Source organism: Caulobacter sp. GW456-12-1-14-TSB4, assembly GCF_059424195.1.
Genome location: NZ_JBWKZF010000045.1, coordinates 1 through 25,383, shown reverse-complemented (window position 1 = coordinate 25,383; position 25,383 = coordinate 1). Strand labels below are relative to the sequence as shown.

The window sequence follows — 25,383 nt, the reverse complement described above, 5'->3', positions numbered from 1 at the left end:
CCCCGTGACCCCCGCCACCGCCCGCGCGATCTGGTGCACGTTGTACGGCTTGCGCACGATCGGCGCATCGAAGCCCATCGGCGCGGCCTTGTCGGCATAGCCCGTGGCGAACACGAACGGCCGCCCGATGGTGCGCAGGATCTCGGCCACCGGGGCCACCGACTGGCCGTTCAGGTCCGCGTCCAGCACCGCGACGTCGAAGTCCAGCTCGACCATCGACAGGGCCTCGCTGAGTTCGGCCGCGCAGCCCACGACCACGACGCCAGCGTCTTCCAGGCCCGCTTCCAGCTCCAGGGCCAGCAGCAGGCTGTCCTCGACGATCAGCACCTTCAGGCCGGCGATGGCCCCTGGGCGGACGGTCTCGTCGGCGGCGACCACGGTCTCGACGATGCGCTCCGGCGCGGCCTCGACGGGCTCGGGCGGCGGGCCGTCGGCCAGGGCCTCGGCCGCGCCCGTGATCATGGCCGTGACGCCGCTGGACTTGTAGTTGATCTTGGCCGAGCCGCCCAATTCGCGGCCGGCGACGTCCTCGATCAGGGTGGCGCCGAAGCCCTTGGTCGCCGGGGCGACAGCGGGCGGGCCGCCGGTCTCCAGCCACTCCAGGGCGAAGCCGCCTTCGGGCGTGCGCCGCCAGACCACCTCGACCTTACCGTTCTCGGACGACAGCGAGCCGTACCGCATCGCATTGACGGCCAGCTCATGCAGGGCCAGCGACAGCGCCGCGGCCGCGCGCGGGGTCAGGAACATCTCCGGCCCGTCCCAACGGGTCTGGGTCGGCGACAGGCCGCCCAGCTCGGCGGCGGCGATCCGCGCCAGGGTCGCGCCGCGCCAGCGGGCGGCGGTCAGCAGGTCGTGGGCCGAACTCATCGACTTCAGCCGGCCGGCGAAGGTCTTGAGGAACACGTCCAGCGAGGCCGACTTGCGCGCCGACTGGGCCGCCACAGACTGGACGACGGCCAGCAGGTTCTTGATGCGGTGGTCGAGTTCCGCGACCAGGTTCTCGCGCTGGTCCTCTTCTTCCTTGCGCTCGGTGATGTCCTGGACGACGCCGATCAGATAGGCCGGCTCGCCGTCGGCGCCCATGACGATGACGCCCGAACCGTGGTTCCAGGTTTCACGGCCTTCCGGGCCGGTGGGGCGACGATACTCGACGTCGTAGCGGCCGGTTTCCTTCAGTTGCCGGTTGATGAACTCCGGCGCCCATTCCTGATCCTCGGGATGCAGGTAGTCGAACAGCACCAGGCCCTTGTTGGCGGGCACTTCGCCGGGCTCGATGTCCGTGATGGCGGCCAGGCGCGGACTGACCGTGATGATGTCGCGCTTGATGTCCCATTCGAACTCGCCGAGGCCGGCGGTCGAGATGGCCAGTTCCAGGCGCTCGCTTTGCAGGTCCTTGGCGTTGCAGGGCGAGACCAGGCGCTCGACGGCCAGGGCCGCCAGGTCTTCCAGCGCCTGTAAATCTTCTTCTGAAGCTGGACCGGCCAGGCCCGGGCCTTCGACGACCAGCGCGCCCAGCGCCAGGCCTTGCTCGTCGCGGAGCGGCACGCCGAGGCCGACGGGACCGTTGGCGGCGATCACCTGGGCGGCCAGGTCGCCTGCGCGGGGGCTCTCGGGGCCGGCATAGCCGACATGGGCCTTGCGCCAGACCCGGCTCTCATCGACCAGCGCGATGGCGGCCTTGGCCGCGTCGAACAGGCGGGCGGCCAGACGCACGAGCCGCAGAAGGCCGGGCTCGTTGACCGGGCTGTCCAGGATGTTCAAGGCCTTCAAGGCGTTGAGCCGGGCGGCTTCCTGGCGGTCGTCGCTGGCGATCGGGGCGTCCATGATTCGAGCTTAGACTCGCTTCGCGTCAGGCGCGAGCGCTTTGGACGGATCTTTTGGCCCGCTGGACCTGCCTCTACTTGGGATTCACTTGTGGTGGAGCTTCCACCCGTGCGCTAACGTGGAACCGCAAGACCCAGCAGGCGTTGACGAGGCGCAGCTTCAGCGCCCGTCGGTGCGTCGCGAACAGGAGATGATCATGCCCACCGCCGCCGCCAAGGAAGCCGAAAAGGCCAAGACCGCTTCGCTGGAAGCCGTCGAGCACGCCGAGCGTAGCTTCGCCCAGGCCGCCGAGGCCGCCCGCGCCCAACTGACCGAAGCCGCCAAGCGCGTCGAGAAGTCGGTGACCGAGGGCTTCGAGACCCTGCGCGCCCAGAGCCGCACCTATACCGACACCGCCGGCCAGCAGATCGAGGACGCCCAGCGCTATGCCTCGGAACGCATCCGCGAGCGTCCGATCACCGCCACCCTGGCTGGTCTCGGCGTCGGCGTGCTGATCGGCCTGCTGCTCTCCGGCGGCCGTAGCAACAACCGGTGATCTTCGAAAAGACCCTGATGACGCTGGCGGCGGCCGCGGCGATCGCCGCCGCCGCCGCCGTAGCCGTCGTGTCCGCCGCCTTCGCGATCTACGCGGTGCTCGTGCCGCTGGTCACGGCGGCCGGCGCCGCCGCGATCGTCTCGGCCGTCGCGGCCCTGATCGTCGCCGTCGCCGGCATGATCGCCGCCCGCAAGGTCGAGGGCCGTCATCACCATAGCCAGCAGGCTCCGCAGCAGGGCTTCGACATGACCAGCAAGGTCGTCGAGATCGTGCGCGACAAGCCGCTGATGTCGATCGGCATCGGTCTGGCCGCCGGGATCTTCGCCCTGAAGAACCCGACCCTGACCGCCTCGCTGGCCAAGGCCTTCCTGGACCCCAAGCCACCGCAGCGCTGATCCCGACGTCATCGTTCAAGACCGACGCCACCGAATCCGTTCGGTGGCGTTTGTTCTTTCAGCTTCCCGGAAACCCCAAGTTTCAAAGGGAATTTATCTCAGAAAGTTGAGCACGTTCAGGTGCTGAAAGCGCTTACGCTTTGGCCCCGCGCGCTCTAGATGCTTCCCGCGCGTTCCCTCCTCCTGGAACGCCTTCCCATGGAGTGAACATGACGTACAAGCTGCCGGAACTGCCCTACGCCTACGAGGCGCTGGAGCCGACCATCTCCGCCAACACGCTGCGCTTTCACCACGACAAGCACCACGCCGCCTACGTCACGGCCCTGAACGGCCTGCTGAACGGCGACGACAAGGGCTCGCTGGAAAACGTCATCAAGGGCGCCGGCCCTGGCAAGGTGTTCAACAACGCCGCCCAGGCCTGGAACCACGCCTTCTTCTGGGACGGCCTGTCGCCGACCAAAACCGCGCCGGGCGCCGACCTGGCCGCCGCGATCGACAGCACCTTCGGCGGCCTGGACGCCCTGAAGGAGAAGTTCGTCGCCGAAGGCATCGGCCACTTCGGCTCGGGCTGGGTGTGGCTGGTCTCCGACGCCTCGGGCGCCCTGAAGATCATCTCGACCCACGACGCCGAGAGCCCGGTCACCCAGGACCTGACGGCCCTGGCCGTCGCCGACGTCTGGGAGCACGCCTATTACCTGGACTACCAGAACCTGCGTAAGGGCTTCCTGGAAGCCGTGTTCGACAACGTTCTGAACTGGACCCTGGCCGACAGCCAGTACGCCGCCGCCAAGGCCGGCGAGCAAGGCTGGGCCTATCCGGCTCCGGAATAGGCGTTAGCCAAATCCGGAACGCCCGGGAGTCGGGTGCGTTGTTTCGAAGCGAGGCTGTGAGCCTCGAAGCGCAACAACCGCCTGGCTTCTGAAGCTGGGCCGACCGGAGAGGCCAAATGCTGAATTGGGCTGTGACCTTCCTGGTGATCGCTCTGATCGCCGCCCTGCTGGGCTTCACCGGCATCGCGGGCACGGCGATCGGGATCGCCAAGATCCTGTTCTACGTCTTCCTGGTGCTGTTCCTGGTGTCGCTGGTCACCCAGCTGTTCCGGGGACGCGGCGCGCCACGCTAGGCGAGGGCCGGACAAGACAAAGAAACGGCGCGGCCTGCGGGTCGCGCCGTTTTTGATTCAGCGTCGGTCGCAGGCCCAGGTGCGCCAGACCTCGAACTGGCCGCGCTCATAGGCCATGGCCTGCACGCGCACGCAGCCCGGCTCGACCTCGATGACGTTGAAGCCCGGCGCGGCGCCGCGCTCCCGATGGGAGAGGGTGCCCGAGCCGATCGCCTGGGTCTTGCCGTCGCCGAACGGGATGGCGGTGACGAACGGCAGGTGGATGTGACCCGACAGGATGACGTCGGCGCCAGCGGCGACGAAGCGGTTGGCCGCGTTGCTCCCGCCACGGACCTTGGCGGTCATCGGCCCACCCAGGATCTCCATCAGCGGGTGGTGGCAGACCACCACCTTCAGATCGCCGGCCGGAGCGGCTTCCAGCTCGCGGACGATGCGACGGACCTGGCCATGCGAGACCTCGCCCTTCGACCAGTTCCAGCGTACCTGCGCCACGCGGGCGCTGTTCATCGAGGCCACGGTGATCCCCGGCGCGCGCCAGGCGGCGCCGTCCTCGTCGCCGAACCGGTCCTTGAACCGGCCCCAGCCGCGGGTGAAGCGCACGAACAGTTCGCGCGGACCGACGAAGGGGGTGTCGTGGTTGCCCGGCACGACGATCATCGGGTCGGGCAGGCGCTTCAGCCAGGCCGCCGCCGCGTCGAACTCGGTCGTCTTGCCGTCCAGGGTCAGGTCGCCGGCCACGATCACGAGGTCGGGCCGCGCCGCGTTGATCCAGGCGGTCGCGGCCTCGACGGCCTCCTGGTTCTCGCCGCCGAAATGGATGTCGGAGAGCTGGACCAGTCTCATCCAGCGCTCGCATCGGGCGGGACCAGGGCGCGGAAGGCCTTGGGGCGGAAGCGGATGGCGACGTCGGGATCGAACCGGGCCGGCTCGCCGTCCAGGATCGCCGGGATGCGCCCGTGGGCGCGGACCTTGCCGGTGCGGCAGCGCCCGGCGTTTACCGACGGGTCCTCGCGCCACTGGCCCCGCGCGGCGTTGAAGCCCAGGCGGAAGACGTCCAAGGCGCTGGAGGGGTCCAGGGCGGCGGCCTCCAGGGCGCGATCCTCGGCGTCCAGCGCGGTCGAGACCAGCGGGCACATCAGGGTTAAAGCCTCGGCCTTGATCTCGGGGCGGCCGTCCAGCGAGAACCGCAGCCGTCCGGAGAAGGCGCGGCGGAAGGCCCGGTGGGCGCGGGCGACGGCGATGCTGAACTTGCCTTCGCGGGCGGCCTCGCGGGCCGTGGCCCACAGGGCCGGGCTGCCCAGGATGGCGGCGACGAAGAACAATCGTCCGCCGACCTCGCCGCCGGAGATCATCTTGCCCTCGCCGCTTTCCAGGCAGGCCTTCATGGCGTCCTGCCAGCTGCGTTCGCCATAGAGGGCGTGGGGCAGCATGTTCATGGTGCCGCCGGCCAGCGGCGCGATCATCGGGCCATCGGGGCCTGCCAACTCGGCCGCGGCGCGGGCCGTGCCGTCGCCGGCCACGACCAGCACCGCGTCCGGCGCGCCGTCGATCACGCTGCGCAGGCAGTCCATCAGCTCGCCGGGCTGCGGCGCGTGGACCACGCCGGAGACGCCGTATTCGGCCAGCAGCCGCTCGGCGATCTGCGGCGCGTCCGGGCCTACCGATCCCGAGGCGATGTTGGCGACGATATCGATACGCTTCACGCGCTCCCCCTCTTCAAGACTCGGCGACGCAACGGGCGAAGCTCAGCCGTGGTTCCGTCGTCAAACGGAACCGTCGCCCTTGGCAAGTCGTTTGCTCGACACGGGGACAGGAAGCTCGGAACGGAGAGCCAAGATGAAGATGACCATGATCGCCCTGATGGGCGTGGGTGTGCTCGCCTCGGCGTGCACCTCGACGGGCAATGTGGAGCGCAACGCCGCTGGCGGCGCGGCCATCGGCGCCCTGGCCGGCGCCGTGATCGGCAACAATGTCGGCAGCGGCAGCGCCGGCACCGGCGCGCTGGTGGGCGCGGCCATCGGCGGCACCGTCGGCGCCGTCAAGGGCTGCAAGGAAGACGGCGGCTGTGGTTCGAACAGCGCCAACCGCCGCCAGTACTATGACGAGCGTGCGGGTCGTTACTACTATTACGACGCCGGCAACGGTCGTTATTACTGGGAAGATGGCTCGCCCCGCTACTAAGCTGGGCGGGACGCGACGACGCCCCATGCAAGGCGATCGGCCAAGCCGGTCGCCTTTCTTGTGTTCGTATGGGTTCGCAGGTTCGAGGAGGAGGGTTCGAATGAAGACGACGAAGATCATCACCACCGTGCAGGCGATCAGTCTGACGGGCGTGGTCCTGGCCCTGGCCGGCTGCGCCAGCTCCGAAGGCCCCTGGCGCACCCTGCGCAAGCCCGTGGCGGCCGCGCCGCCCGCCTGCGCCGATTTCCAGTCCTCGGTCTATTTCGAACAGGACAGCGCCGACCTGACCCAGGAGGCGCGGATGCTGCTGGCCAACGCCAAGACCCAGGCGCGCGGCTGCGCGGTGAAGTCGGTGCGGGTGATCGGCCTGGCCGACGCCGTCGGCACCACCGAGGCCAACCTGATCCTCTCCCGGAAACGCGCCGCGACGGTGACCTCGGCCCTGGCCAAGGTCGGTTTCAGCAAGGTCGAGATCGACGCGGTGGCCGTGGGCGACACCGGCGCCGTGGCCGCTTCGGGTGCGGCCGCGCCGCTGCGCCGCCGGGCCGACATCCTGTTCGACCTGGAGGGGAAGTAGCCCTCACGCGGAAGGGCGGACCGGTTGCTCGGTCCGCCAAGCGCTGAGCGCCTAATACGAAGGAAAGGCGGGCCGGTGACCGGTCCGCCTAAGTTCGCATCAACAAAGGGGGGTGCGAAGGCGGCAGGCTGGCTATCGCCAGCCTCAAGTCGGGGGGGCGTCGCCGCCTTCACACAGATGAAAACGACGTCTCGCGCCATCGGTTCCCGCTGAGCGCGATTTTTTTTGGACAATCTTCGAAGGGGCGGGAACGGGAACGGCGAGCCGGGGAAGGCGTTGATTTTGCAAGGCGGACACGAAGTCCGTCGGGGCAGGGGAGCAACGTCGTGATCCGGACCTATCAAGCCGAGCATGGCGGAATGGTTTTCGTTTCGGCGCTCACGCAGCGTCAAAAAAAGGTGCGCTCGCGGATCATGGCCTTGGCCGTGATCGTGGCGATCGGGGCTTCCGCCGGGACGGTGCAGGCCTTCAACGATCGCAACCACGCGGACGCTGCCCGTATCTGGACGCCATAGGAGGTATGAGATCATGCCGGCCGACATTCATCACGCCGCGCCGTCCACGAATGGACCGCGCCTGAACGCCACCCGCGCCCGTCAGGGCCGCTGGGGTCGTCACGTCTTCTGGGTGCTGGTGATCTCCACCGTGCTCGCCGCGCTGGCCCTGTTCGGCGCCTGGACCTTCCGCGCCAACGACCTTGCCGCCGTCGAGGTCAACAACGGCGCCAAGACGTCCGCCGAGGCGCAGCGCTATGACACGCAACAGCAGCCGGCGCGTCAGACGCCCACCAACTAACCTCCCTCCCCCTGAGGGAGAGGTTGGCCTACGCAGTGGGTCGAGTTGAGGTGTTGAAGAGCAGAACCGCCGCGACAGCGTTACAGCCGTCGCGGCGGTTTTCGTTTGCGCGATCCCTCATCCGGCCCTCCGGACCACCTTCTCCCGCAGGGGGAGAAGGACGCTAAAGCGAAAAACGGCCCTCCTTTCGGAAGGCCGTTTCACGGTCTCGGGAAAACCTAGTGTCAGGCCGCCTTGGCGGTCCGGCGCGGGTGGAAGAACAGCGCCTGGCCGATCGCCGCCTTCACCGTTTCCGGCTGGAAGGGCTTGGTGATCAGGAAGGTCGGTTCCGGGCGCTCGCCGGTCAGCAGGCGCTCGGGGAAGGCGGTGATGAAGATCACCGGCACGTCCATCCGGCCCAGGATGTCCTTGACCGCGTCGATGCCCGACGAGCCGTCGGCCAGCTGGATGTCGGCCAGGACGAGGCCCGGGGTGCGGCGGGCCACCGCGTCCAGCGCCTCGCCGCGGGTGGCGGCGATGTCGGTGACCTGGTGACCCAGTTCCTTGACCAGGGCCTCGATGTCGGCGGCGATGACCGGTTCGTCCTCGATGATCAGGACTTCGGTGGCCAGTTCGGCGTCGATCTCGGCTTGGGCGTCGGCGATCAGGCGTTCGACCTCGCCGAAGTCGCAGTCCAGGATCTGGGCGGCCTCGGTGGGGGTGAAGCCTTCCAGCGCGGTCAGCAGGAAAGCCTGGCGCGAACGGGGCGCGATGCGCATCAGGCGCTGGGCGGCGTCGTCGCCAGCCGTCAGGCCTTCGTCGCGACGCGCTTCCAGCTGGGCGCCGGAGCTGAGCCAGATGGCGTGGAACACGCGATACAGCGCCACGCGCGGCGACAGATCGTTGTCCAGCGAACGCTCGCCGGCCGCCAGGGCCTCAAGGGCGACGCGGACATAGTGATCGCCGGTCGACTGATCGCCGGTGAGGGCGCGGGCGTAGCGGCGGATGTAAGGCAGATGCGGCGCTAGCCGAGCTAGAAGACTCATGACCCCTCCCGATGCGGTGTCTTCGGAAACCATACTAACGAACGGCAAAGCTGAGCCGTTCCGTCGAAGGTCGATAACGTCCCCTCGATTGAGCGGTTCCGTCCGTTGCGGATTTTTGACATCCTATGCCCAAGCTTATGGAACCCGGTACGGAAAACCACGTTGTCGTCTGGCGGAAAGACATTCGGCCAAAGGGGGCGGACGCCGATGCATAAGCACTTCGGTGTCGAGGACATGATCGAACACGTACCCATGGAAGACAAACGCAAGAGCGCCGCGGCGCTGGACGAAGCGCGGCTGCGCCAGCAGGCGATCGGCGTGAAGCTGCGTCAGATGTTCGATGAAGTCGTCAACGAGGCCGTGCCCGACGAATTCCTCGAGATTCTCCGCAAGGCCGAGCCTCCCAAGGGAGATCGCTGAGCATGAGCGAACCGCAAGTCGGCCGCTCGCCGCCGGACCCCGTCCGCGATCCCGCCTTCAAACGCGAGCTGGTCACGCTGATTCCGCATCTGCGCGCCTTCGCCCGCACCCTGACCGGTGATCCCACCGCCGCCGACGATCTGGCGCAGGACGCCATGATGAAGGCCTGGGACGCGCGCGCCAGCTTCCAGCTGGGCACCAACATGAAGGCCTGGACCTTCATGATCCTGCGCAACCAGTTCTATTCGGAAAAGCGCCGCAGCTGGCGTCAGAGCCAGCTGGACCAGGAGGCCGCCGAGCGGACTCTGGTGGCGGTCGATGATCCCGAGGCGCCCGTCGCCCTGGACGAACTGCGCCTGGGCCTAGGCATGTTGCCGGCCGAACAGCGCGAAGCCCTGATCCTGGTCGGGGCCGGCGGTTTCGCCTACGAGGAGGCCGCCGAAATCTGCGGCTGCGCCGTGGGCACCGTGAAGAGCCGGGTCAGCCGCGCCCGCCGGGCGTTGCAGGCCATCCTCGAAGCGGGGGCCTATGATCGTGACGGCGCATCGGCGGGTGACGCCATGCATGCGATCCTCGCCGACGCGGAGCGATTGAGCTCCCTGCGGTGAAGACCTTTGCCGGCCGCGCTGGGCAGGCCGTAACCTCTATCCGTGTCCGCCTGGCGCTTGCCCTGTGCATCGCCCTGTTGCCGGTGCTCGTCCTCGGCGGCGCGCAGTCGTTCTTCGCCTTCCGGGCGGAGGCCGATTCGCGCCGTCAGAGCCTCGAGCTTGCCGCTGGCCAAAGCGCCTCGAACGCTCGTGCCCGCATCGAGGCGGCCGGGGTGCTGCTCCAGACCCTGGGTCCGGGCACGGTGGGGCTGGAGTGCGCCCAACGCCTGGCCGACGTGCGCGCCCGCCTGCCGGGCTACGCCAACCTCATCCGCTTCGACTCGCGGGGCCGCGTGGCCTGCGCGGCGGCCACCACGCCGTTCGACACCCAGCGTGGCGAGCGGCCCTGGTTCCAGGACCTGCGCGACGGCGCGACCATGGTCGTGGCCTCGGACCCCGGCGCGGTCTACGCCAACGAACCGGCGGTGCTGGCGGCTATCCGCGCCGGCACGCCCGACAAGTTCCAGGGCGCGATGGCCGCCGTCCTGAACCTGCAGGACCTCAAGGTCGGCACGGTCAACCGCTTCATGCCGGGCGGGGCCGAGGTGGCTCTGGCCGATTCGAACGGCACGATCTTCGCGGCCACCGACCCCAAGGCCTTCTCGACCCCGCCGCGCGGCTGGCGCGAACGCGCGGCCAAGAGCGGCGCGGCGATCTGGAGCCACGAGGACGGGGCCCAACACGACCGCACCTATTCGGCCGCGCCGTTGGTCAATGACGACGTGTTCGTGGTGCTGTCGGCGCCGACACCAGGCTTGGTGTCCTGGGCCTGGATCAATCCGATCTCGCGCCTGCTGCTGCCGTTGCTGGCCTTCTTCCTGGCCCTGGGCGCGGTGCTGATCGCCGCCGAGCGGGGGGTGATCCGCTGGATCGTCTACCTGCAGCGCGTGGCAGCCATCTATGCCCGTGGCCGCTTCACCGTGCGGCCGCTGCAGGCCGAGCGCGCGCCGCCCGAAATCCGCGAGCTGGCCGCCACCCTCGACGCCATGGCCGGGGCCATCGTCACCCGCGACGCCTCGCTGCTGGACAGCCTGGCCGAGAAGGACGCGCTGATGCGCGAGATCCATCACCGGGTGAAGAACAACCTGCAGATCATCACCTCGCTGCTGAACATGCAGCAACGGGCCCTGGCCGATCCGGCCGCCAAGGCGGCGATGAACGACACCCGTCAGCGGATCACGGCTCTGGCCCAGATCTACCGCGCCCTCTACCAGGGGCCGGACCTCAAGCGCGTCGACCTGCGGCCTTTCCTGGAGGAGCTGACCGCCCAGTTGCTGGCCAACGACATGGCCACCTCGCCGCTGGTGCGGACCGAGGTCCATGCCGATCCGCTGGTCATCGATCCCGACCGCCTGGCCCCGATCGCGCTGTTCGCGGTCGAGGCCATCACCAACGCCCAGAAGCACGCCTTTGGCCCGAAGGGCGGCATGTTGGCCGTAGGCTTCCACGTGCGCGGCGAAGAGGCCGAGCTGTCGATCAGCGACGATGGTCCGGGCGTGCCCGACAGCGTCGGCGGCGGCGTCGGCCGCACCCTGATGACCGCCTTCGCCCGCCAGCTGCGCGGCAAGGTGGCCTTCGAGAGCCACGAGCCGAGGGGCCTGACGGTGCGTCTCACCTTCCCGACGCCGCAGGCTGTGATTCCGCCAACCTAGGCCGGAACCGAGCTTCGCCGCTCACGTTCTCTCCGGGCACTGTTTCAAGCGCCCCTTCCCCATCCCTTCGGGGGCGACATCGGAGAAGACCATGCGTAAGCTCGTGATTATCGCCGCCGCCCTGGCCTCGCTGTCGGTCGCCGCCTGCAACACCGTCGAAGGCGCCGGCAAGGACGTCTCGTCGGCCGGCAAGGCCGTCAGCGACACAGCCAAGGACGTCAAGTAAGTCGTCCTACCGCTTATTCGAAGGGCCCGCCGGCAGCCGCCGGCGGGCCTTTTTCGTTTGCGCCATTCTCCTTTGAGGCCGCAAAGCGTCACAGTATTGCGATGATGCAACCTTAGGCGGTCCAGACGATATCTCGCTGCAAGATAGCCAAGCCAGACTGTAGCCCTGTCGAGGGGACTACGGACGCTTGTCGTCGCTCACCAACACCGTCTTCGTGCACAGCGGCTGGCGCTGCTCCAGCACCTATGTGTGGAACCGCTTCCGGGCGCTGCCCGGTGTGCGCGCCTACTATGAGCCCTGGCATGAGCAGTTGGCGCGGCTGACGCCCGAGACGATCCAAGCCGAGACCCCCGACAACAGCGGCCTGCGCCATCCGGGCGGGGACCGGCCCTACTTGCAGGAATTCGAGGTCGTCCTCGACCCGGCCGGCGGCGTGCGGGGCTTCGAGCCCGGCTTCGCCTTGGACCGCTTCTGGATCGAGCCCGAGGCCAGCGACCTGGCGCAACAGGCCTATGTCGAGGACCTGGTCGGGGCGGCGCGGGTGCGAGGCGAGGTCCCGGTGCTGGCCTGCTGCCGGACCCTGGGCCGGGTCGGCTGGCTGAAGCGCCGGTTCGGCGGCTTCCACGTCATGCTCGTCCGCGACCCCGTCCAGCAGTGGCTGTCGTTCTATTCGCTGCGCAAGCGGCCCCGGCCGACCTATTTCGAGCTCTGCCACTATGTGCTGCTGTCGGAGATGGCCGGCTGCACCGAGGTCTCGAAGACCCTGCTGGGCCATAACTTCGACGCCGGCGGCAGCCTGGACGACCGCATCGCCGCCGTCCGTCGGCGCCTGAAGCGCGCCCCGGCCAGCGTCTCGTTCCAGGCCTTCCTGGCGGTGTGGCTGCGCTCGTACCTGAAGGCCCTGCCCGAGGCCGACCTGGTGGTCGATGTCGATCGCCTGGCCCGCGACCAGGCCTATGCGCGAGAGGTCGAGGCGGCGATCGAGGCTGGCTGCGGCTTGAAGCCCGACTTCTCCGACTGCCGCGCCCCGGCCCCGCACGGGATCGCCCCGCCGGTCGAGTGGCGCAAGGCCGCGCGCGAGGTGGTGGACCTGCTGGACCTGCACGGCGCGATCGTCGGCCCGCAGGCGCCGCCGATCCTGTTCCGCAAGCTGGCCCCGGCCTTCGCGGCGGTGACGCCGGCCCCTGTGAGCGGCATGACCAGGCTAGGCGAGGCCGTGGGCGGCCTGATGGGCGGGGCGACGGTGACCCGCGCGCCTGCGAAAGCCTATGCGGCGGCGGCGATCCGCACGGAGGGGTCGCGCAGATAGAGCCCCGAACCGCCCGGCGCGGCGGTCAGCACGTCCTCGAACTCCGAGACGTCGTCTTCCGGATCCAGGGCCAGCACGCCGTCGGCCGGCAGCAGGCTGACCAGGGCCTGGATCACCTTGCCGCGCAGCGACGCGTCCATGCTCTTGAGCACGCCGCGCAGCAGGATCACGTCGAAGCGGCCCATGGCCGACAGATCGGCCAGCAAGTTGATCCGCTTCCAGCGCACGATCTGGCGGATGCGCGGCGAGATCGCCCAGGTGTCGTCCTGGTTCTCGAAATATTTGAGCAGCATCCGGATCGGCAGGCCGCGCTGGACCTCGAACTGGGTGTAGATGCCGGCCTGGGCCTTCTCGAGACTGCGCTCGGAGAGGTCGGAGCCGAAGAACTCGAACCGCGTCCCGGTCGCCAGGCCCGTCGCCTCATTGGCCGCGATGGCCAGCGAATAGACCTCCTGGCCGGTGGCGCAGGCCGCGCTCCAGATGCGGATCGGGGCCTCGGGGCGGCGATGCGACAGGGCCGGCAGCACGTCGTCGCGCAGCTGGGCGAAGGCGTCTCGACCCCGGAAGAAGGTGGTCTCGCTGCGGCACAGGGCCTCGACCACGGCCCAGATCAGCCGCTCCTCGCGCTTGGCCCGCAGCGCCGTGATCAGGGCGTCGATCGAGTCGTAGCCCTCGCGGCGCGCCAGCGGCGAGAGGCGGCTTTCCAGGATGTAGGGTTTTTCGGTCTCGACCCGCACGCCGGCGCGGGCGCGGCCCAGGGCCGCCAGCAGGTCCATGTCCTCGGGCGTCACAGCAGGCCCGCCTCGGCGAACTTCGCCTCGATGATGTCGCCGTCAAACGGCTTCATGATGTACTCGTCCGCCCCGGCTTCCAGGGCGGCCAGGATGTGCTCGGCGCGGTTCTCGACGGTGCAGAACACGACCTTGGGCGCATCGCCGCCCGGCTCGCTGCGCAGCTGGCGCAGGAACTCGATGCCGTTCATCACCGGCATGTTCCAGTCGAGCAGCACCGCGTCGGGCATGGCCGCGCGGCACCACGCCAGGGCCTCCATGCCATCGGCGGCCTCGGCGATCTCGAAGCCGATGTCCTCGAGGACCCGGCGGGCGACCTTGCGGATCACCCTGCTGTCGTCGACCACCAGACAGGTCTTCACGGCATGCTCCAAATCAGGCCGTCATCGTGGGGGCGGTCTGGTTAAGGAGCGGTTTGCCTAAACCCGGATCGGGGTGCGGCAAATGTAACTTTTACAGTGAAGCTAGAGGCTTAGGCCGGAACCCAGGCGGCGATGCTGGCGCGGTCCTCGCCGAGCTCGACGGCGATCTGGCCGCCGGCCGCGCGGACCAGGGCGGTCAGATAGGCCGCTTGCACCCACGGGCCGCCAAGCCCTTCGGCCAGGGGCTCGCCCTTCAGGCCGGCCAGCACCTCGGGGCGCAGGCGGGCGCGGGGGCCCACCGAGTCGGCGATGATCGAGAAGCGGCCGTCGGCGGCGACGCCCTTGACCGTGGCCACACCGCCGGCCGGCAGGGCGCTGGCGGCGATCTGGGCGATGTTGAGGATGGCGCGCGACGAGGGCTTGTTCATCGCCTGCGGCTCGATCTGCCAGTCCAGGCTGGGGCGCACGTGGGCGAACACGCCCTGGGCCAGCTTCTCCAGCTCGCGAGAGTCGAAGTTCTCGGCCGAGGCCGAGGCGCCGAACGCCACGCGGGTGAACTGCAGCAGGTCGGCCAGCTTGCGCGCCGACGAGGCGATCAGGCCCATGGCGTCCTCGCGCATGTCCTGAGCGGCCGGATCGTCCAGTAAATCAAGGCCCGAGACGATGGCGCTGGCCGGACTGATGAAGTCGTGGCACAGGCGCGCGGCCAGCATGGCGGCGAAGTCGGGGCCTTGGACGTCCGTTTCGGGCGCAGGGGTCGCGGGGGCGGTATCGGGGACGATGTCGGTCATGGCGGCGAACTCTGCCGTGATTTGAGGCTTTGGCAAACCGGGGCTGCCGCTCTAAACGAGGGCCGTGGTCGATCCGTTTCTAGAACCCGGCGTTTTGGTGCGCCATCCTGGCCAGCCCGATTGGGGCCTGGGGCAGGTGCAGTCCGTGATCGGACACCGGGTGACCGTCAATTTCGAAGAGGCCGGCAAGCAGACCATCGACGCCACGCGCGTGCGTCTGGACTTCGTCGGCGACGACCCCAGAGGCCAGGGGTGAGGGGACAAGAATGAGCAGCGAAAACCTTGCCGCCAAAGAACTCGCGGACTGGGGCCGCGCCCTGGCCAAGATCACCGAGGAAGCCGCGCTGGTCATCCTGCCGTTCTGGAAGACCGAGCTGGCCGTCGCCCAGAAGGCCGACGAGAGCCCGGTCACCGAGGCCGACCGCGCCGGCGAGCGCCTGATCCTGGAACGCCTCGCCGAGCTCTATCCCGATGTGACGGTGATCTCCGAGGAGCACGCCAGCGAATTCGGCACGCCGGACTCGGTGGGCTCGCGGTTCTTCCTGGTCGATCCGGTCGATGGCACCAAGGCCTTCGTGCGCGGCGATCCCAACTTCACGGTCAATATCGGCCTGATCGAGGACGGCGTCCCGGTCGCCGGCGCGGTCTGCGCCCCGGCCACGGGCGAGGTGTGGTTCACGACGGCGCAGGGGGCGATGAAGCGCACCACCTCGACCGGCGTCGATGCGCCCGTGCGCGTCCGCCCCTGGCCGACCGGCAAGGCCCTGGGCCTGGTCAGCCACACCATGCATGAGGACAAGGCCGCCGAACTGGCCGCCCAGTACGGCTTCGACCTGCGCGCGCCGATGGATAGCTCGATCAAGATGTGCCGCATCGCGGAGGGCTCGGCCGACATCTATCCGCGCCACGGTCCGACCTCGGAATGGGACACCGCCGCCGCCCATGCGGTGCTGGTCGCCGCCGGCGGGACCTTCACCCAGCCGGACGGCTCGCCGTTCCTCTATGGCAAGGCGGATCAGGCGTTCCGCAACGGCTGGTTCGTGGCCCGGAGCTAGGGGGCGTCTTCCAGGATCGCCTCGGCCGGCGTCGTCAGGATCACGCCCGCCGAGGCCGAGACGATCGCGGCGATGGCCAGCCACTGGGTCACGGCCAGGTGCTCGTGCAGGATCACCAGCCCGGCCAGAGCGCCCGCCGCCGGCTCCAGGCTCAGCATGACCCCGAAGCTGCGCTTGGGGATGGCGCGCAGGGCGATCATCTCCAGCGAATAGGGGATGGCGCTGGACATCACCGCCGCCACCAGGCCCAGCGCGATCAGCTTGGGCTGGAAGAGCGTCAGGCCCGCCGAGGCGAAGCCGATCGGCACCACGATCAGGGCTGCTGTGACCATGCCCAGCGCCACCGAACGCCCGGCGTGCAGGTGGCCGGTCCGCTTGCCCAGGATGATGTAGAGCGCCCACATCACCGCCGCGACGCACGCGAAGCCGACACCCACCGGGTCCAGCGGCTTGGCTCCGGGATCGATCGGCAGCAGCAGGGCTAGGCCCAGCACTGCCAGGCCGATCCAGACGAAGTGGATCAGCTTGCGCGAGCTGGCGACCGAGACCAGCAGCGGCCCGGTGAACTCGATGGCCACGGCCACGCCCAGCGGCACGGTGCGGATGGCCATGTAGAAGCTGAGGTTCAGCATCCCCATCACCGCCCCGTACATCGCCACCTTGGCGAGGTCCGCGCGCGAGATCGGGTGTCTCCAGGGTCGCCAGACCAGGACGAGGATCAAGGCCGCGAACCCGACGCGATACGCGCTGGTCCCCTGAGCCCCGACGATCGGGAACAGCCCCTTGGCCAGCGAGGTGCCGACACAGAGCGTGACGATGGCCCCGATCAGGGCCGCATAGGGCAGGAGCAAGGGGCGGGCGGCGGACATGGGCCGCTTTTAGGGGGATGAGGCGGTCACCGCTAGAGCTGCGGAGGCGGCGACTAGCGAGCGGATCGAACCTGGGCCAGTGTCACGATATGAGCACTGAAGACACTAGCGCGTTCAATGTCCGGGTCCGGGACGATGGTGTGATCGAGATCGGTGGCCAATGGGCGGCGCACACTCTGATGCGCATCGTCCTCACGGCGAAGTTCCAGATCGAGCCGTCGGCCGAAATGCTGCTCAGTCCCTACACCCGAATGCTGATCGACGCACTTATGCCGGCCACGCCCTATCCTCCAACCATGGAGTGGTCAGATCCCGGGATCCTTACGCCGCCGGCTTTCTTCGAGGTGGTAAAAGAGATGCGGGAGTTCCAGGCGACGCATCAACCGACGACAGCCCTCAATGATCTCGTGGAAGCAGCGCTGCATCCCTATGAAGTCCCACTCGATAGGCTTGGCCTGACGAAGTAGCCCAGTAGGAAAGTTGCGAGGTCAGCGAACTTCGGTGGAAGAATAGGCCTATTTCGCCCGGCTCTCGTCGACCCTACGGCGCGCCTCAGCCAGCACCTCGCTCATCGATCGATCACTTATGCCGCTGTTCTCGGCTTCGTCGATGAGCCTTTGAAGAGCTGCGATCTTGCGAAGGCGGTCGCCATCCCCTGCGTTCGGCAGGGGATGGCGAGTCATATCGCTTACTTCTTCACCCAGCCGCCATCCAGCGGCTTCCAGAACTGGCCCGGCGCCAGGCGGCTGTAGAGCTGCTTGGCGGTGGCCTGGCCGGCGGCGTCCTGGGTCACGCCGGTCTTGCTGGCGATGTCCTTGTAGGCGGCGGCGCGGCCGGTGTTGATCTCGGCGACCGAGGCGCGAAGGCCAGCGTCGCCGCCGGCCACGATGCCGAGGTAGCCGTCGGCTTGCTCGCCGACCGTGCCGGCGCTCTTGGCGGCGTCCACGGCGGCCTTGGCGGCGGCCGATTGGGCCATGGCCAGGTTGGCGCCGGCGGCGGTCATCGCCAGGCCCAGGGCCAGAACCGTCATCGTCTTGCGGATCATGTCGGCTCTCCTTCTTAGAACAGGTTGGGGTTTTGCTGGATCAGCGACTGGACTTCCTTGTCCAGCCGCACGCGGACGTCGGCGTCCAGCTTGGCGTAGATGTTGATCGGGTCGACCTTCACGCGGACGGTGGGCGTGCAGGCGGCCGCGCCGAGCGCTCCCGTCGCGATGAGGGCCAGCAAGAGGGCGCGCGTCTTCATGCGTGAAGTCTCCAGTTCGTATCCAGGGTGACCGATCACGGTTGAACGGCGCCTGAACGAGGTTGGGCCGCTTCTTCCTCGGGAGCGAACGAACGGCGCCAGGCCGCCAGAAGCTCGTCGAAGTTCAGCGACGTGTCGAGGGTCAGGTCCACCGGCGTCTTGGCCGGCAGGGCGATGCGCTTGTCGAAGGCCCGGCCGCGCAGCAGGTCGAGAATCCCGACGCGGGCCTTCTCGGCGACCTTCGGATCGTGCTCGCCCTTGATGTGGAAGAGGATGCCCAGGCGCCCCTTGTCGGTGCTGTTCACGCCGGCTTCCAGCTGGTCGAAGGCCAGGTTCTCCATGGCCTGGTAGGCGAAGTCCTGGATGGCGTTGACCTGAGCGGGGGCGGCCGGCGGCGCGCCGGGGCTGTCGGCGGGGCTGGCCTGGACGCCGGTCAGGGCGGTGCGGTTCAGCTCGATCCGGCCCGGCTGGATGGCCTGGATCTTCCCTTGCTGGAAGCGCAGGCCCTCGGGACCGAAGGTGAAGGGCAGGCGGCCGTCGACCACGGCCACGACCTTGACCTTGTCGGCGAGGGACGAGGCGGCGATCACCTCGCCCAGGTCCAGGTGCTCGATGACGATGACCCCGGTCATGGTCTTGTCCAGCGCCAAGGGCACGTCGATCGGCTCGATCGAGATACGGCCCTTGGCGGCTTCGAACGTCGCCTTGGAGACCTTGATGCTGTCGGCAGCCAGTTGGAACACCGACTCCACGGCGGTCAGCGGCACCAGGCTGTCGATCTTGACGATCTTCAGGGTCTGGCCGGGCGCGGTGGTCAGGGGGGCCAGGCTGTCGAAATCGACCGCGCCGTCCAGGGTGGCGACGAAGCCGATGGGGCTGGTGAAGTCGATGCGGTTGGCGACCAGATGGCCTCGGCTGGTGGCGCCCTTCGCGTCCCAGGCGAAGACGCCGGTGAAACTGGCCGGGCCCTGGGCGTTCTTGGCGAAGGCGGCCATCGGCGACAGGTCGGCGGGCTGCAACCCGTCCTTGGCGAAGGTCAGTTTGGAGGCGTCGATATCGGCCTGGCCGATCCCGGTGGCCACCACGTGGCGCAGGCGGATTTCGCCCAGCGGCGCGCCGACCGGGGTCGTGGCTTGGAAGGTTCCGCTCCACAGGCCGCCGGAGAGGCCCAGCTGGCCCTTGGCGAGGATGGGATTGAAGCGGCGCTCCGGCGCGGCGTCGGTGACGGCGGCGCTGGTCACCTGGACGGTGGCGCGATCGAAGCCGCCGGCGCCGCCCAGGGTCGCCTCGCCCTTGATGCCCTGGAGCTTGGCCTGGGCGACGGCCAGTTCGCCCTCGGCGTCCTGGAAGCGCACGGCGGCGCTCCAGCCATTGGCGCCGGCCGTGACCAGCGGAGCCTTGGCAGGGCAGAGCGTGCCCTTGATGGCGGTGACCGGCGCGTCGCCCAGGGCATAGGCCTTGGCGGTGATCGGCGCGCACTGGGGCATGGTCAGGGTGAAGCGGCCGCCAGCGATCCGCGCCTGGCCGGCGATGGCGCCGGTGATGCCCTGGATCGGCGGCAGGTCGAAGCCCTCGGTGGCGATGGTCAGCGGCGAGGCCATGACGCCGCTCGAGGCGCGCCAGTCGTTGGCCGCGATCCGCACGATCGGCAGACCGCCGCCCGACAGTGAGGCCTGCAACGCCCCGCGCGCGCCGTCTGGGCCGGCGTCCATCAGCAGGCCCTTGGGCGCGGCGGCGGTCAGGGTCACGCCGTTGGGCGCGGAGAGACGCGCCTCGCGCGGCAGGGTCAGCTTGGTGCGGGCGCCGCTGACCTCTAGGCCGACGGCGGGCAAGGCCAGTTCGAAGGTCCGCAGGGCCGTGCTCAGCGGCTTGCCGTAGTCCGGATTGGGGATCAGGGCCGCCAGGCGCTCGGCGTCGGGACCCGAAATGGCGCTGTGGCCGCCGGCCGAGCCGTTCAGGGTCAGGAACAGGCCCTTGGCGCCCTGGTCGATGCGGCCGCTGGCGTTGAGCTTCGCGGACGCCAGGGCCAGTGCGCCGGCGGCCAGGCGATCGGCGCCGGCTTCGATCTTCAGCGGTCCATTGAGGCTGGCGCCGTTGGCGTCGGCGATCAGGCCGAGATTGTCAGAGGTCGCCTTGGCCCGGATCGCGCGGACAGCGGTTCCAGCCGCCACCGCCTCGCCGGCCCGCAGCTCGGCGCTGGTCGCGCCGCGCAGGGTCAGGCGGCCATCCTGGCGGCCGCCGGCGATGCGGGTCAGATCCAGAACGAGGCTGGCGTCGCGGGCGTCCAGCGACGGCGCCGACAACCGCTCGCCGCGCAGGGCCGCGCGGCCCTTGCCCAGGAAGGCGAAGCTCTCCAGCCCGCCGTCGAGGCGGCCGGTCAGGGAGACATCGCCGGACACGCCCTCGGCCTGGCTGTCGCCCAGGCGGCCGTCCTCGGCGCGGAGGGCGAGGCGCGCTTCCAGCGGACCGCTGGCGGTCATCTTGGCCAGGTCCGGATAGGGCAGGTCGGCGGTCAGCTTGGCGGTGGTCCCGGCCAGGTCGGCGGCCTGGGCCTGCAGGCTCTCCAGCGCCAGCGAGACGTCGATGGTCAGGCGGTCGCCGCGCTTGCGGGCCGAGACGGTCGCGCCCCGGGCGTCGAGGGCCAGGTCGCGGACGGCGTAGCGCAGCGGCGCCAGCCGGCCGTCGAAGCGCAGCAGCTGGCCGTCGTCCAGGCTGGCGTCGCCGGTGATCCGGGCGCGGCCGCCGGGGGTGATCAGATCGAGGCGCGCGTCCTCGACCAACACGGCCGGGCCGGGGACGTTTGGTTGCTTGGGCGACTTCAGGAACTCGTCGAGCAACGGCTGCAGGGCGCCGAAGCGGACCTGGCCCTTGTCGTCGATGCTGGCCAGGATACGCGGGCGAACCAGGCGCACGGCCTTGGTCTGGATGCCGAACTTGCCGCCAGTCCACGGGGAAGAGAGGTCGTAGGCGACCTCCAGCCGGTCGGCGGCGAAGACGGGGTTGTCGCGCGAGCCCAGGCGGACCTTGCCGGTGAAGCCGGTGGCGTCCAGGTCGTCCAGCTCGACGGCGGCCTCGACGCCATGGTCGCGCAGCCAGGCCTGCGCCAGCTCGCGGCTGATCTCGCGCCGGCCCGACCAGACGACCAGGCCCGTGGCGATGAAGGCCAGCATCGACAGCGACACGGCCTCCAGGCCGAGATCGATGACGCGCGCACGGTCCCAGGCCTTGCGGGGCGGCTTGCTGGTTTCGGGGGTGGTCGAGGGCTCGGCCATCAGGTCCTTGGCAGTCCAGATCCTAGAAAGAAGCCCCCCGGCCTAGCTTAGATCCCTATTTTGAAAAGCCCAGGACGTCTTGCATGTCGTAGAGCCCTGGCGGCTTGCCACGCACCCAGACGGCGGCGGCGATGGCCCCGCGGGCGAACAGGCCCCGGTCGATGGCCGAGTGCGACAGCGTCAGGCTCTCGCTCTCGCCGGCGAAGATCACGCTGTGCTCGCCGATGATCCCGCCGCCGCGCACGACCGAGAAGCCGATCGCGCCTTCCTTGCGGGGGCCGGTGACGCCGTCGCGGCCACGGTCGGCGACTTGGCCCAGGCCCACATTGCGGCCCTCGGCGGCGGCCTCGCCCAGCATCAGGGCCGTGCCCGACGGGGCGTCGATCTTGCGCTTGTGGTGGGCCTCGTAGACCTCGATGTCCCAGTCCTCGGCGGGCAGGGCGGCGGCGGCCTGGCGCACCAGGCCCATCAGCATGTTGACGCCCAGCGAGTAGTTGCCCGAGCGGACGATGGCGATCTTGGTCGCGGCGGCGTCGATGCGGGCCAGCTGTTCGTCCGAAAAGCCGGTCGAGCCGATGATCAGGGCGGGTCCGCCATTCGCGGCGGCCTCTTCGGCCAGCAGCACCGAGGCTTCCGGCAGGGTGAAGTCGATCACGGCCTCGGTGGTGGCCAGGGCCTCGTCACGTGGAACCAGGTCGCCGCCCTCGACGCCCGGACGCTCGAAGCGCGCGGCGACGGTGGCGTCGGCGCGGCCTTCCAGGGCCTTGGCCACGGCCTGGCCCATGCGGCCGTTGGCGCCGGCGATCGCGATCTTCACGGGCTGGGACAAGATGTTCTCCGGCTTACTCGCAGTAAGTCGCAATCGCCCATTCCGCCCCCTCGGGTCAACCTCGCGCCGACTTCCCGAAGGTCAGCGAGGTTGACGCAAGGCCAAGTCCAACAAGCGTTTGCTGGGATTTTCGCGTCCAAGCCCGGTTGTGACGCTCCGCGCCCGTCGCTACGGTGAGCGCACATAAGGGCGTGTTCGCATCGATCGGCGCGCCCCTTCTTCGACTTGCGCAGCAGGAATGGGAAACGCCGGATGAGCGACGCGGAACGCAAGACCTTCACGGATGAGGAGGCCTTGGCCTTCCACCGTTACCCCCAGCCGGGCAAGCTGGAGGTGACCCCGACCAAGCCGATGGCGACCCAGCGCGACCTGTCGCTGGCCTATTCGCCCGGCGTCGCCGTGCCGGTCCATGCGATCGCCGCCGATCCGGACGCGGCCTACGAATACACCTCCAAGGGCAACATGGTCGCCGTGATCAGCAACGGCACCGCCATTCTTGGTCTGGGCGATCTGGGCGCGCTGGCCTCCAAGCCGGTGATGGAAGGCAAGGCCGTCCTCTTCAAGCGCTTCGGCGACGTCGACAGCATCGACATCCTGGTCAGCTCCAAGGACCCCGACGAGATCATCACGGTGGTCAAGAACATCGGGATCACCTTCGGCGGCATCAATCTGGAAGACATCAAGAGCCCCGAGTGCTTCCGCATCGAGACCGAGCTGCAGGACCTGCTCGACATCCCGGTGTTCCACGACGACCAGCACGGCACGGCCATCATCTGCGCCGCCGGCCTGATCAACGCCTGCCACATCACCGGCAAGAAGCTGGAGGACGTGAAGGTCGTGCTGAACGGCCCCGGGGCTGCCGGCATCGCCTCGCTGGAGCTGATCAAGGCCATGGGCGTCCACCCGGCCAACGTCATCGCCGTCGACTCGAAGGGCGTGCTCTACGAGGGCCGCACCGAGGGCATGAACCAGTGGAAGAGCGCCCACGCGGTCAAGACCGACAAGCGCACGCTTGCCGAGGCGGTCGCCGGCGCCGACGTGCTGCTGGGCCTGTCGGCCAAGGGCGCCTTCACGCCCGAGATGATCGCCTCGATGGCCCCCAACCCGGTCATCTTCGCCATGGCCAACCCCGATCCGGAGATCACGCCCGAAGAGGTCCACGCGATCCGCAAGGACGCGATCATGGGCACGGGCCGCTCGGACTATCCCAACCAGGTCAACAACGTCCTGGGCTTCCCCTACATCTTCCGCGGCGCGCTGGATGTTCGCGCCCGCCGCGTCAATCACGAGATGAAGATCGCCTGCGCCCAGGCGCTGGCCATGCTGGCCCGCGAGGACGTCCCCGATGAAGTGGCCGCCGCCTATCACGGTCGCCAGCTGAAGTTCGGGCCGAACTACATCATCCCGTCGGCCTTCGATCCGCGCCTGATCTGGTACGTGCCGCCGTTCGTGGCCCAGGCGGCCATGGACACGGGCGTGGCCCGCAAGCCGATCGCCGACATGGACGCCTATCGCGCCGGCCTGGCCCAGCGCCTCGACCCGACCGCCGGCTTCCTGCAGAAGATCAGCGGCGCGGTGCAGGCCAACCCGAAGCGCATCGTGTTCGCCGAAGGCGAGGACCCCAGCGTCATCCGCGCCGCCTATGCCTACCAGACGGGCGGCTACGGCAAGGCCATCCTGTGCGGCCGCGAGAACCTGGTGCACGAGAACATGAAGCTGGTCGGCCTCGATCCCGAGACCGTCGGGCTGGAGATCGTCAACGCCCGCCTGTCCGACCGCAATCCGGACTATGTCGACGCGCTGTATCACCGCCTGCAGCGCCAGGGTTACCTGAAGCGCGACGTCCAGCGCCTGATCAACCAGGACCGCAACAGCTTCGCCGCCTCGATGGTCACGCTTGGCGAGGCCGACGGCATGGTCACCGGCGTCACCCGCAGCTTCGACCAGGCCCTGGAAGAGGTGCTGCGCGTCGTCGATCCCGCGCCCGGCGGCCGGATCATGGGCATGAGCGTGGTGCTGGCGAAGGGCCGCACGATCTTCGTGGCCGACACCAACGTCACCGAGCTGCCCGAGGCCGACGAGCTGGTCGAGATCGCCTGCGAGGCCGCCCGCGCCGTCAAGCGCCTGGGCTTCAAGCCGCGCGTGGCCTTCATGAGCTATTCGACCTTCGGCAACCCGATGGGCCTGCGCTCGGAAAAGGTCCGCGAGGCCGTGGCCATGCTCGACGAGATGGACGTCGAGTTCGAATACGAAGGCGAGATGCCGCCGGAACTGGCGCTGGATCCGGAAAAGCGCGCCAACTATCCATTCATGCGCCTGACCGACAGCGCCAACATCCTGATCATGCCGGCCATCCACTCGGCCTCGATCGCCACCAAGCTGGTGCAGTCGCTGGGCGGCGCCACGGTGATCGGGCCGGTGCTGCTGGGCCTCTCAAAGTCGGTGCAGATCGCGCCGCTGTCGGCCTCGGTGTCCAAGATCCTGAACATGGCGATGATGGCGGCCTACGACCAACCGGTGGAAGAGGCGGAGTAAGCTTCGCCGCAACCTCTGCGACTGGGCGTCACAGGGACTACCGAGCCTGTTTGACGTACCTATCTTGTTCTCGTCGGCATCAGTACGCCGATGCGTAAGCCCTCCGGTCGGCGTCATTCCCTTGCGACGCCGGCCGGCCCTTACCCCTTGGGCTTCTGCGGATAGATCGTCTCGCCGCGCTCCAGCATGGCGACAAACTCGGCGATCTTCTTCCGTCGTCCCGCCTCGGTCTTCAGATTGTGCACCCGGAACGCCAGGGCGAAGCGGTTCTGCGCCGATAGCGTCGGCAGCATGGCCTTTGCCCGAGGGTTGGCCTCGATCGCGGCCAACAGTTCGCCCTCGATCCTCATGTCCTGGCCGCTGGCATAGGCCCGGTCCCAGCGCCCGTCGGCCTTGGCGGCCTCGACCTCACGCAGGCCGTGCGGCGTCATCCGGCCCTCCTCGATCAGTCGCGCGACATTGGCGACATTGATCTGGCTCCAGATGCTCTTCTTGCCGCGCGGCGTGTAGCGCTGCAGGAAGCTCTTCTCGTCGAAGCTCTTCTTCACCCCGTCGATCCAGCCCCAGCACAGCACCACGTCGATGGCCTGCTTGGCGTTGATCGACGGCAGGCCCGAGCCGAGCTTGTGGATCTTGATCCAGGCCTCGGGGGCCTTGTCATGGTTCTGCGAGAGCCAGGCGTAGAAGGCCTCGGCGTCGACGAGCTCGTGGACGTGGGCGGGATCGACGTGGATCGGGGCCATCAGAACCTCGTGGAAGTGTCCTCTTTTCGCGGCAGAGCCGTGCTGGATCAACGGCTGACTCAGCACAGGCCCCAACCTGACCTGCTGCGCAGGTCTGTCCGCCCCCAAGCGGGGCGGAGAGGGAACCGCACCGCGCGTGCCGGGGGCGCACTCTCCTCCCCCTGTTGGGGGAGGGGGACCGG

Annotated in this window: 30 protein-coding genes; 17 read left to right on the top strand and 13 right to left on the bottom strand. The window is 68.9% G+C overall.

The features are described from left to right. Positions 1-1,827 (bottom strand): HWE histidine kinase domain-containing protein (locus AC07YH_RS25230; RefSeq protein WP_494749649.1); only part of this gene is annotated, 1,827 nt, incomplete at its 3' end. Between the two features lie 193 nt (positions 1,828-2,020). Here AC07YH_RS25230 and AC07YH_RS25225 point away from each other — a divergent pair. The 4 genes from AC07YH_RS25225 (at position 2,021) to AC07YH_RS25210 (ending at position 3,877) form a co-directional block, all read left to right on the top strand. Further along, positions 2,021-2,359: a hypothetical protein gene (locus tag AC07YH_RS25225; protein ID WP_494749647.1), complete on the top strand. Its 339-nt coding sequence runs from the start codon at positions 2,021-2,023 to the stop codon at positions 2,357-2,359. Further along, complete coding sequence (locus AC07YH_RS25220) at positions 2,356-2,754, top strand: DUF883 domain-containing protein (protein WP_494749646.1); 399 nt, start codon at positions 2,356-2,358, stop codon at positions 2,752-2,754. The genes AC07YH_RS25225 and AC07YH_RS25220 overlap by 4 nt, the downstream gene beginning before the upstream one ends. Before the next feature lie 209 nt (positions 2,755-2,963). Then, positions 2,964-3,584 (top strand): superoxide dismutase, encoded by a 621-nt coding sequence (locus AC07YH_RS25215; protein WP_494749645.1) that lies wholly within the window; start codon positions 2,964-2,966, stop codon positions 3,582-3,584. A 116-nt stretch (positions 3,585-3,700) separates the two neighbouring features. Then, positions 3,701-3,877 carry a DUF1328 domain-containing protein gene (locus AC07YH_RS25210; RefSeq protein WP_494620406.1) on the top strand — a complete coding sequence of 59 codons (177 nt, stop codon included), beginning with the start codon at positions 3,701-3,703 and terminating at the stop codon, positions 3,875-3,877. 57 nt (positions 3,878-3,934) lie between these two features. Here the strand turns inward: AC07YH_RS25210 and AC07YH_RS25205 are convergent, their stop codons facing one another. Together AC07YH_RS25205 and AC07YH_RS25200 are read right to left on the bottom strand one after the other, a co-directional pair. Then, positions 3,935-4,720: a metallophosphoesterase family protein gene (locus AC07YH_RS25205; RefSeq protein WP_494749644.1), complete on the bottom strand. Its 786-nt coding sequence runs from the start codon at positions 4,718-4,720 to the stop codon at positions 3,935-3,937. After that, positions 4,717-5,580, bottom strand: a complete 864-nt coding sequence (locus AC07YH_RS25200) for a diacylglycerol/lipid kinase family protein (protein WP_494749643.1) — start codon at positions 5,578-5,580, stop codon at positions 4,717-4,719. The genes AC07YH_RS25205 and AC07YH_RS25200 overlap by 4 nt, the downstream gene beginning before the upstream one ends. A gap of 133 nt (positions 5,581-5,713) precedes the next feature. On the opposite strand from AC07YH_RS25200, the gene AC07YH_RS25195 reads away from it, so the two are divergent. From AC07YH_RS25195 to AC07YH_RS25180, 4 genes are all read left to right on the top strand, one after another. Then, positions 5,714-6,058, top strand: a complete 345-nt coding sequence (locus AC07YH_RS25195) for a YMGG-like glycine zipper-containing protein (protein WP_494749642.1) — start codon at positions 5,714-5,716, stop codon at positions 6,056-6,058. A gap of 100 nt (positions 6,059-6,158) precedes the next feature. Further along, on the top strand, positions 6,159-6,635 hold the full coding sequence (locus AC07YH_RS25190; protein WP_494749641.1) for an OmpA family protein: 477 nt from the start codon (positions 6,159-6,161) through the stop codon (positions 6,633-6,635). 326 nt (positions 6,636-6,961) lie between these two features. Then, positions 6,962-7,150, top strand: a complete 189-nt coding sequence (locus tag AC07YH_RS25185; protein ID WP_494749640.1) for a hypothetical protein — start codon at positions 6,962-6,964, stop codon at positions 7,148-7,150. A gap of 13 nt (positions 7,151-7,163) precedes the next feature. After that, positions 7,164-7,430 (top strand): hypothetical protein, encoded by a 267-nt coding sequence (locus AC07YH_RS25180; RefSeq protein ID WP_494749639.1) that lies wholly within the window; start codon positions 7,164-7,166, stop codon positions 7,428-7,430. A gap of 224 nt (positions 7,431-7,654) precedes the next feature. Here AC07YH_RS25180 and phyR read toward each other — a convergent pair whose 3' ends face one another. After that, on the bottom strand, positions 7,655-8,455 hold the full coding sequence (gene phyR / locus AC07YH_RS25175) for an anti-anti sigma factor/receiver protein PhyR (protein WP_494620420.1): 801 nt from the start codon (positions 8,453-8,455) through the stop codon (positions 7,655-7,657). A 234-nt stretch (positions 8,456-8,689) separates the two neighbouring features. On the opposite strand from phyR, the gene nepR reads away from it, so the two are divergent. The 5 genes from nepR to AC07YH_RS25150 all read left to right on the top strand — a co-directional run bounded on the left by nepR (position 8,690) and on the right by AC07YH_RS25150 (position 12,709). After that, positions 8,690-8,875: an anti-sigma T factor NepR gene (gene nepR, locus AC07YH_RS25170; RefSeq protein ID WP_494749648.1), complete on the top strand. Its 186-nt coding sequence runs from the start codon at positions 8,690-8,692 to the stop codon at positions 8,873-8,875. A gap of 2 nt (positions 8,876-8,877) precedes the next feature. Beyond that, the gene (locus AC07YH_RS25165; RefSeq protein WP_494620422.1) at positions 8,878-9,483 is read left to right on the top strand and encodes a sigma-70 family RNA polymerase sigma factor; all 606 of its coding nucleotides are present in this window, start codon (positions 8,878-8,880) and stop codon (positions 9,481-9,483) included. Then, positions 9,480-11,174 carry a sensor histidine kinase PhyK gene (gene phyK / locus AC07YH_RS25160; RefSeq protein WP_494749638.1) on the top strand — a complete coding sequence of 565 codons (1,695 nt, stop codon included), beginning with the start codon at positions 9,480-9,482 and terminating at the stop codon, positions 11,172-11,174. Before AC07YH_RS25165 ends, phyK begins: the two co-directional genes overlap by 4 nt. Before the next feature lie 91 nt (positions 11,175-11,265). Next, positions 11,266-11,400: an entericidin A/B family lipoprotein gene (locus AC07YH_RS25155; protein ID WP_099575337.1), complete on the top strand. Its 135-nt coding sequence runs from the start codon at positions 11,266-11,268 to the stop codon at positions 11,398-11,400. A gap of 187 nt (positions 11,401-11,587) precedes the next feature. Then, positions 11,588-12,709 (top strand): hypothetical protein, encoded by a 1,122-nt coding sequence (locus AC07YH_RS25150; protein WP_494749637.1) that lies wholly within the window; start codon positions 11,588-11,590, stop codon positions 12,707-12,709. Here the strand turns inward: AC07YH_RS25150 and AC07YH_RS25145 are convergent. From AC07YH_RS25145 to chpT, 3 genes are all read right to left on the bottom strand, one after another. Next, a complete protein-coding gene (locus AC07YH_RS25145) occupies positions 12,667-13,500 on the bottom strand; it encodes a CheR family methyltransferase (RefSeq protein ID WP_494749636.1) in 834 nt (277 codons plus the stop codon). The two genes, AC07YH_RS25150 and AC07YH_RS25145, sit on opposite strands and share 43 nt — an antisense overlap. Next, positions 13,497-13,874 carry a response regulator gene (locus AC07YH_RS25140; RefSeq protein WP_494749635.1) on the bottom strand — a complete coding sequence of 126 codons (378 nt, stop codon included), beginning with the start codon at positions 13,872-13,874 and terminating at the stop codon, positions 13,497-13,499. The genes AC07YH_RS25145 and AC07YH_RS25140 overlap by 4 nt, the downstream gene beginning before the upstream one ends. A gap of 98 nt (positions 13,875-13,972) precedes the next feature. After that, positions 13,973-14,653 (bottom strand): histidine phosphotransferase ChpT, encoded by a 681-nt coding sequence (chpT, locus tag AC07YH_RS25135; protein WP_494749634.1) that lies wholly within the window; start codon positions 14,651-14,653, stop codon positions 13,973-13,975. A 64-nt stretch (positions 14,654-14,717) separates the two neighbouring features. Here chpT and AC07YH_RS25130 point away from each other — a divergent pair, with 64 nt between their 5' ends. Together AC07YH_RS25130 and cysQ are read left to right on the top strand one after the other, a co-directional pair. Then, positions 14,718-14,909, top strand: a complete 192-nt coding sequence (locus AC07YH_RS25130) for a DUF3553 domain-containing protein (RefSeq protein WP_494749633.1) — start codon at positions 14,718-14,720, stop codon at positions 14,907-14,909. Positions 14,910-14,919: 10 nt separating this feature from the next. After that, positions 14,920-15,708 carry a 3'(2'),5'-bisphosphate nucleotidase CysQ gene (gene cysQ / locus AC07YH_RS25125; RefSeq protein ID WP_494749632.1) on the top strand — a complete coding sequence of 263 codons (789 nt, stop codon included), beginning with the start codon at positions 14,920-14,922 and terminating at the stop codon, positions 15,706-15,708. On the opposite strand, the gene AC07YH_RS25120 is transcribed toward cysQ, so the two are convergent. Beyond that, positions 15,705-16,577, bottom strand: coding sequence for an EamA family transporter (locus tag AC07YH_RS25120; protein WP_494749631.1), 873 nt, complete (start codon positions 16,575-16,577; stop codon positions 15,705-15,707). The two genes, cysQ and AC07YH_RS25120, sit on opposite strands and share 4 nt — an antisense overlap. Positions 16,578-16,717: 140 nt before the next feature. Here AC07YH_RS25120 and AC07YH_RS25115 point away from each other — a divergent pair, with 140 nt between their 5' ends. Beyond that, positions 16,718-17,044, top strand: coding sequence for a hypothetical protein (locus tag AC07YH_RS25115; protein WP_494749630.1), 327 nt, complete (start codon positions 16,718-16,720; stop codon positions 17,042-17,044). A gap of 221 nt (positions 17,045-17,265) precedes the next feature. On the opposite strand, the gene AC07YH_RS25110 is transcribed toward AC07YH_RS25115, so the two are convergent. The 4 genes from AC07YH_RS25110 to dapB are packed head-to-tail and all read right to left on the bottom strand — an operon-like array spanning position 17,266 to position 21,923. Beyond that, on the bottom strand, positions 17,266-17,622 hold the full coding sequence (locus AC07YH_RS25110; protein ID WP_494749629.1) for a YdbL family probable chaperone protein: 357 nt from the start codon (positions 17,620-17,622) through the stop codon (positions 17,266-17,268). Between the two features lie 14 nt (positions 17,623-17,636). Further along, positions 17,637-17,822: a YnbE family lipoprotein gene (locus AC07YH_RS25105; RefSeq protein ID WP_494749628.1), complete on the bottom strand. Its 186-nt coding sequence runs from the start codon at positions 17,820-17,822 to the stop codon at positions 17,637-17,639. 35 nt (positions 17,823-17,857) lie between these two features. Next, the gene (locus tag AC07YH_RS25100) at positions 17,858-21,094 is read right to left on the bottom strand and encodes an intermembrane phospholipid transport protein YdbH family protein (protein WP_494749627.1); all 3,237 of its coding nucleotides are present in this window, start codon (positions 21,092-21,094) and stop codon (positions 17,858-17,860) included. Positions 21,095-21,149: 55 nt separating this feature from the next. Then, positions 21,150-21,923 carry a 4-hydroxy-tetrahydrodipicolinate reductase gene (gene dapB, locus AC07YH_RS25095; RefSeq protein ID WP_494749626.1) on the bottom strand — a complete coding sequence of 258 codons (774 nt, stop codon included), beginning with the start codon at positions 21,921-21,923 and terminating at the stop codon, positions 21,150-21,152. 252 nt (positions 21,924-22,175) lie between these two features. Between dapB and AC07YH_RS25090 the strand changes: the two genes are divergently transcribed. Further along, positions 22,176-24,458, top strand: a complete 2,283-nt coding sequence (locus tag AC07YH_RS25090; RefSeq protein WP_494749625.1) for an NADP-dependent malic enzyme — start codon at positions 22,176-22,178, stop codon at positions 24,456-24,458. A 140-nt stretch (positions 24,459-24,598) separates the two neighbouring features. Here AC07YH_RS25090 and AC07YH_RS25085 read toward each other — a convergent pair whose 3' ends face one another. Continuing rightward, positions 24,599-25,201: a YdeI/OmpD-associated family protein gene (locus AC07YH_RS25085; protein ID WP_494749624.1), complete on the bottom strand. Its 603-nt coding sequence runs from the start codon at positions 25,199-25,201 to the stop codon at positions 24,599-24,601. Positions 25,202-25,383: the final 182 nt, after the last annotated feature.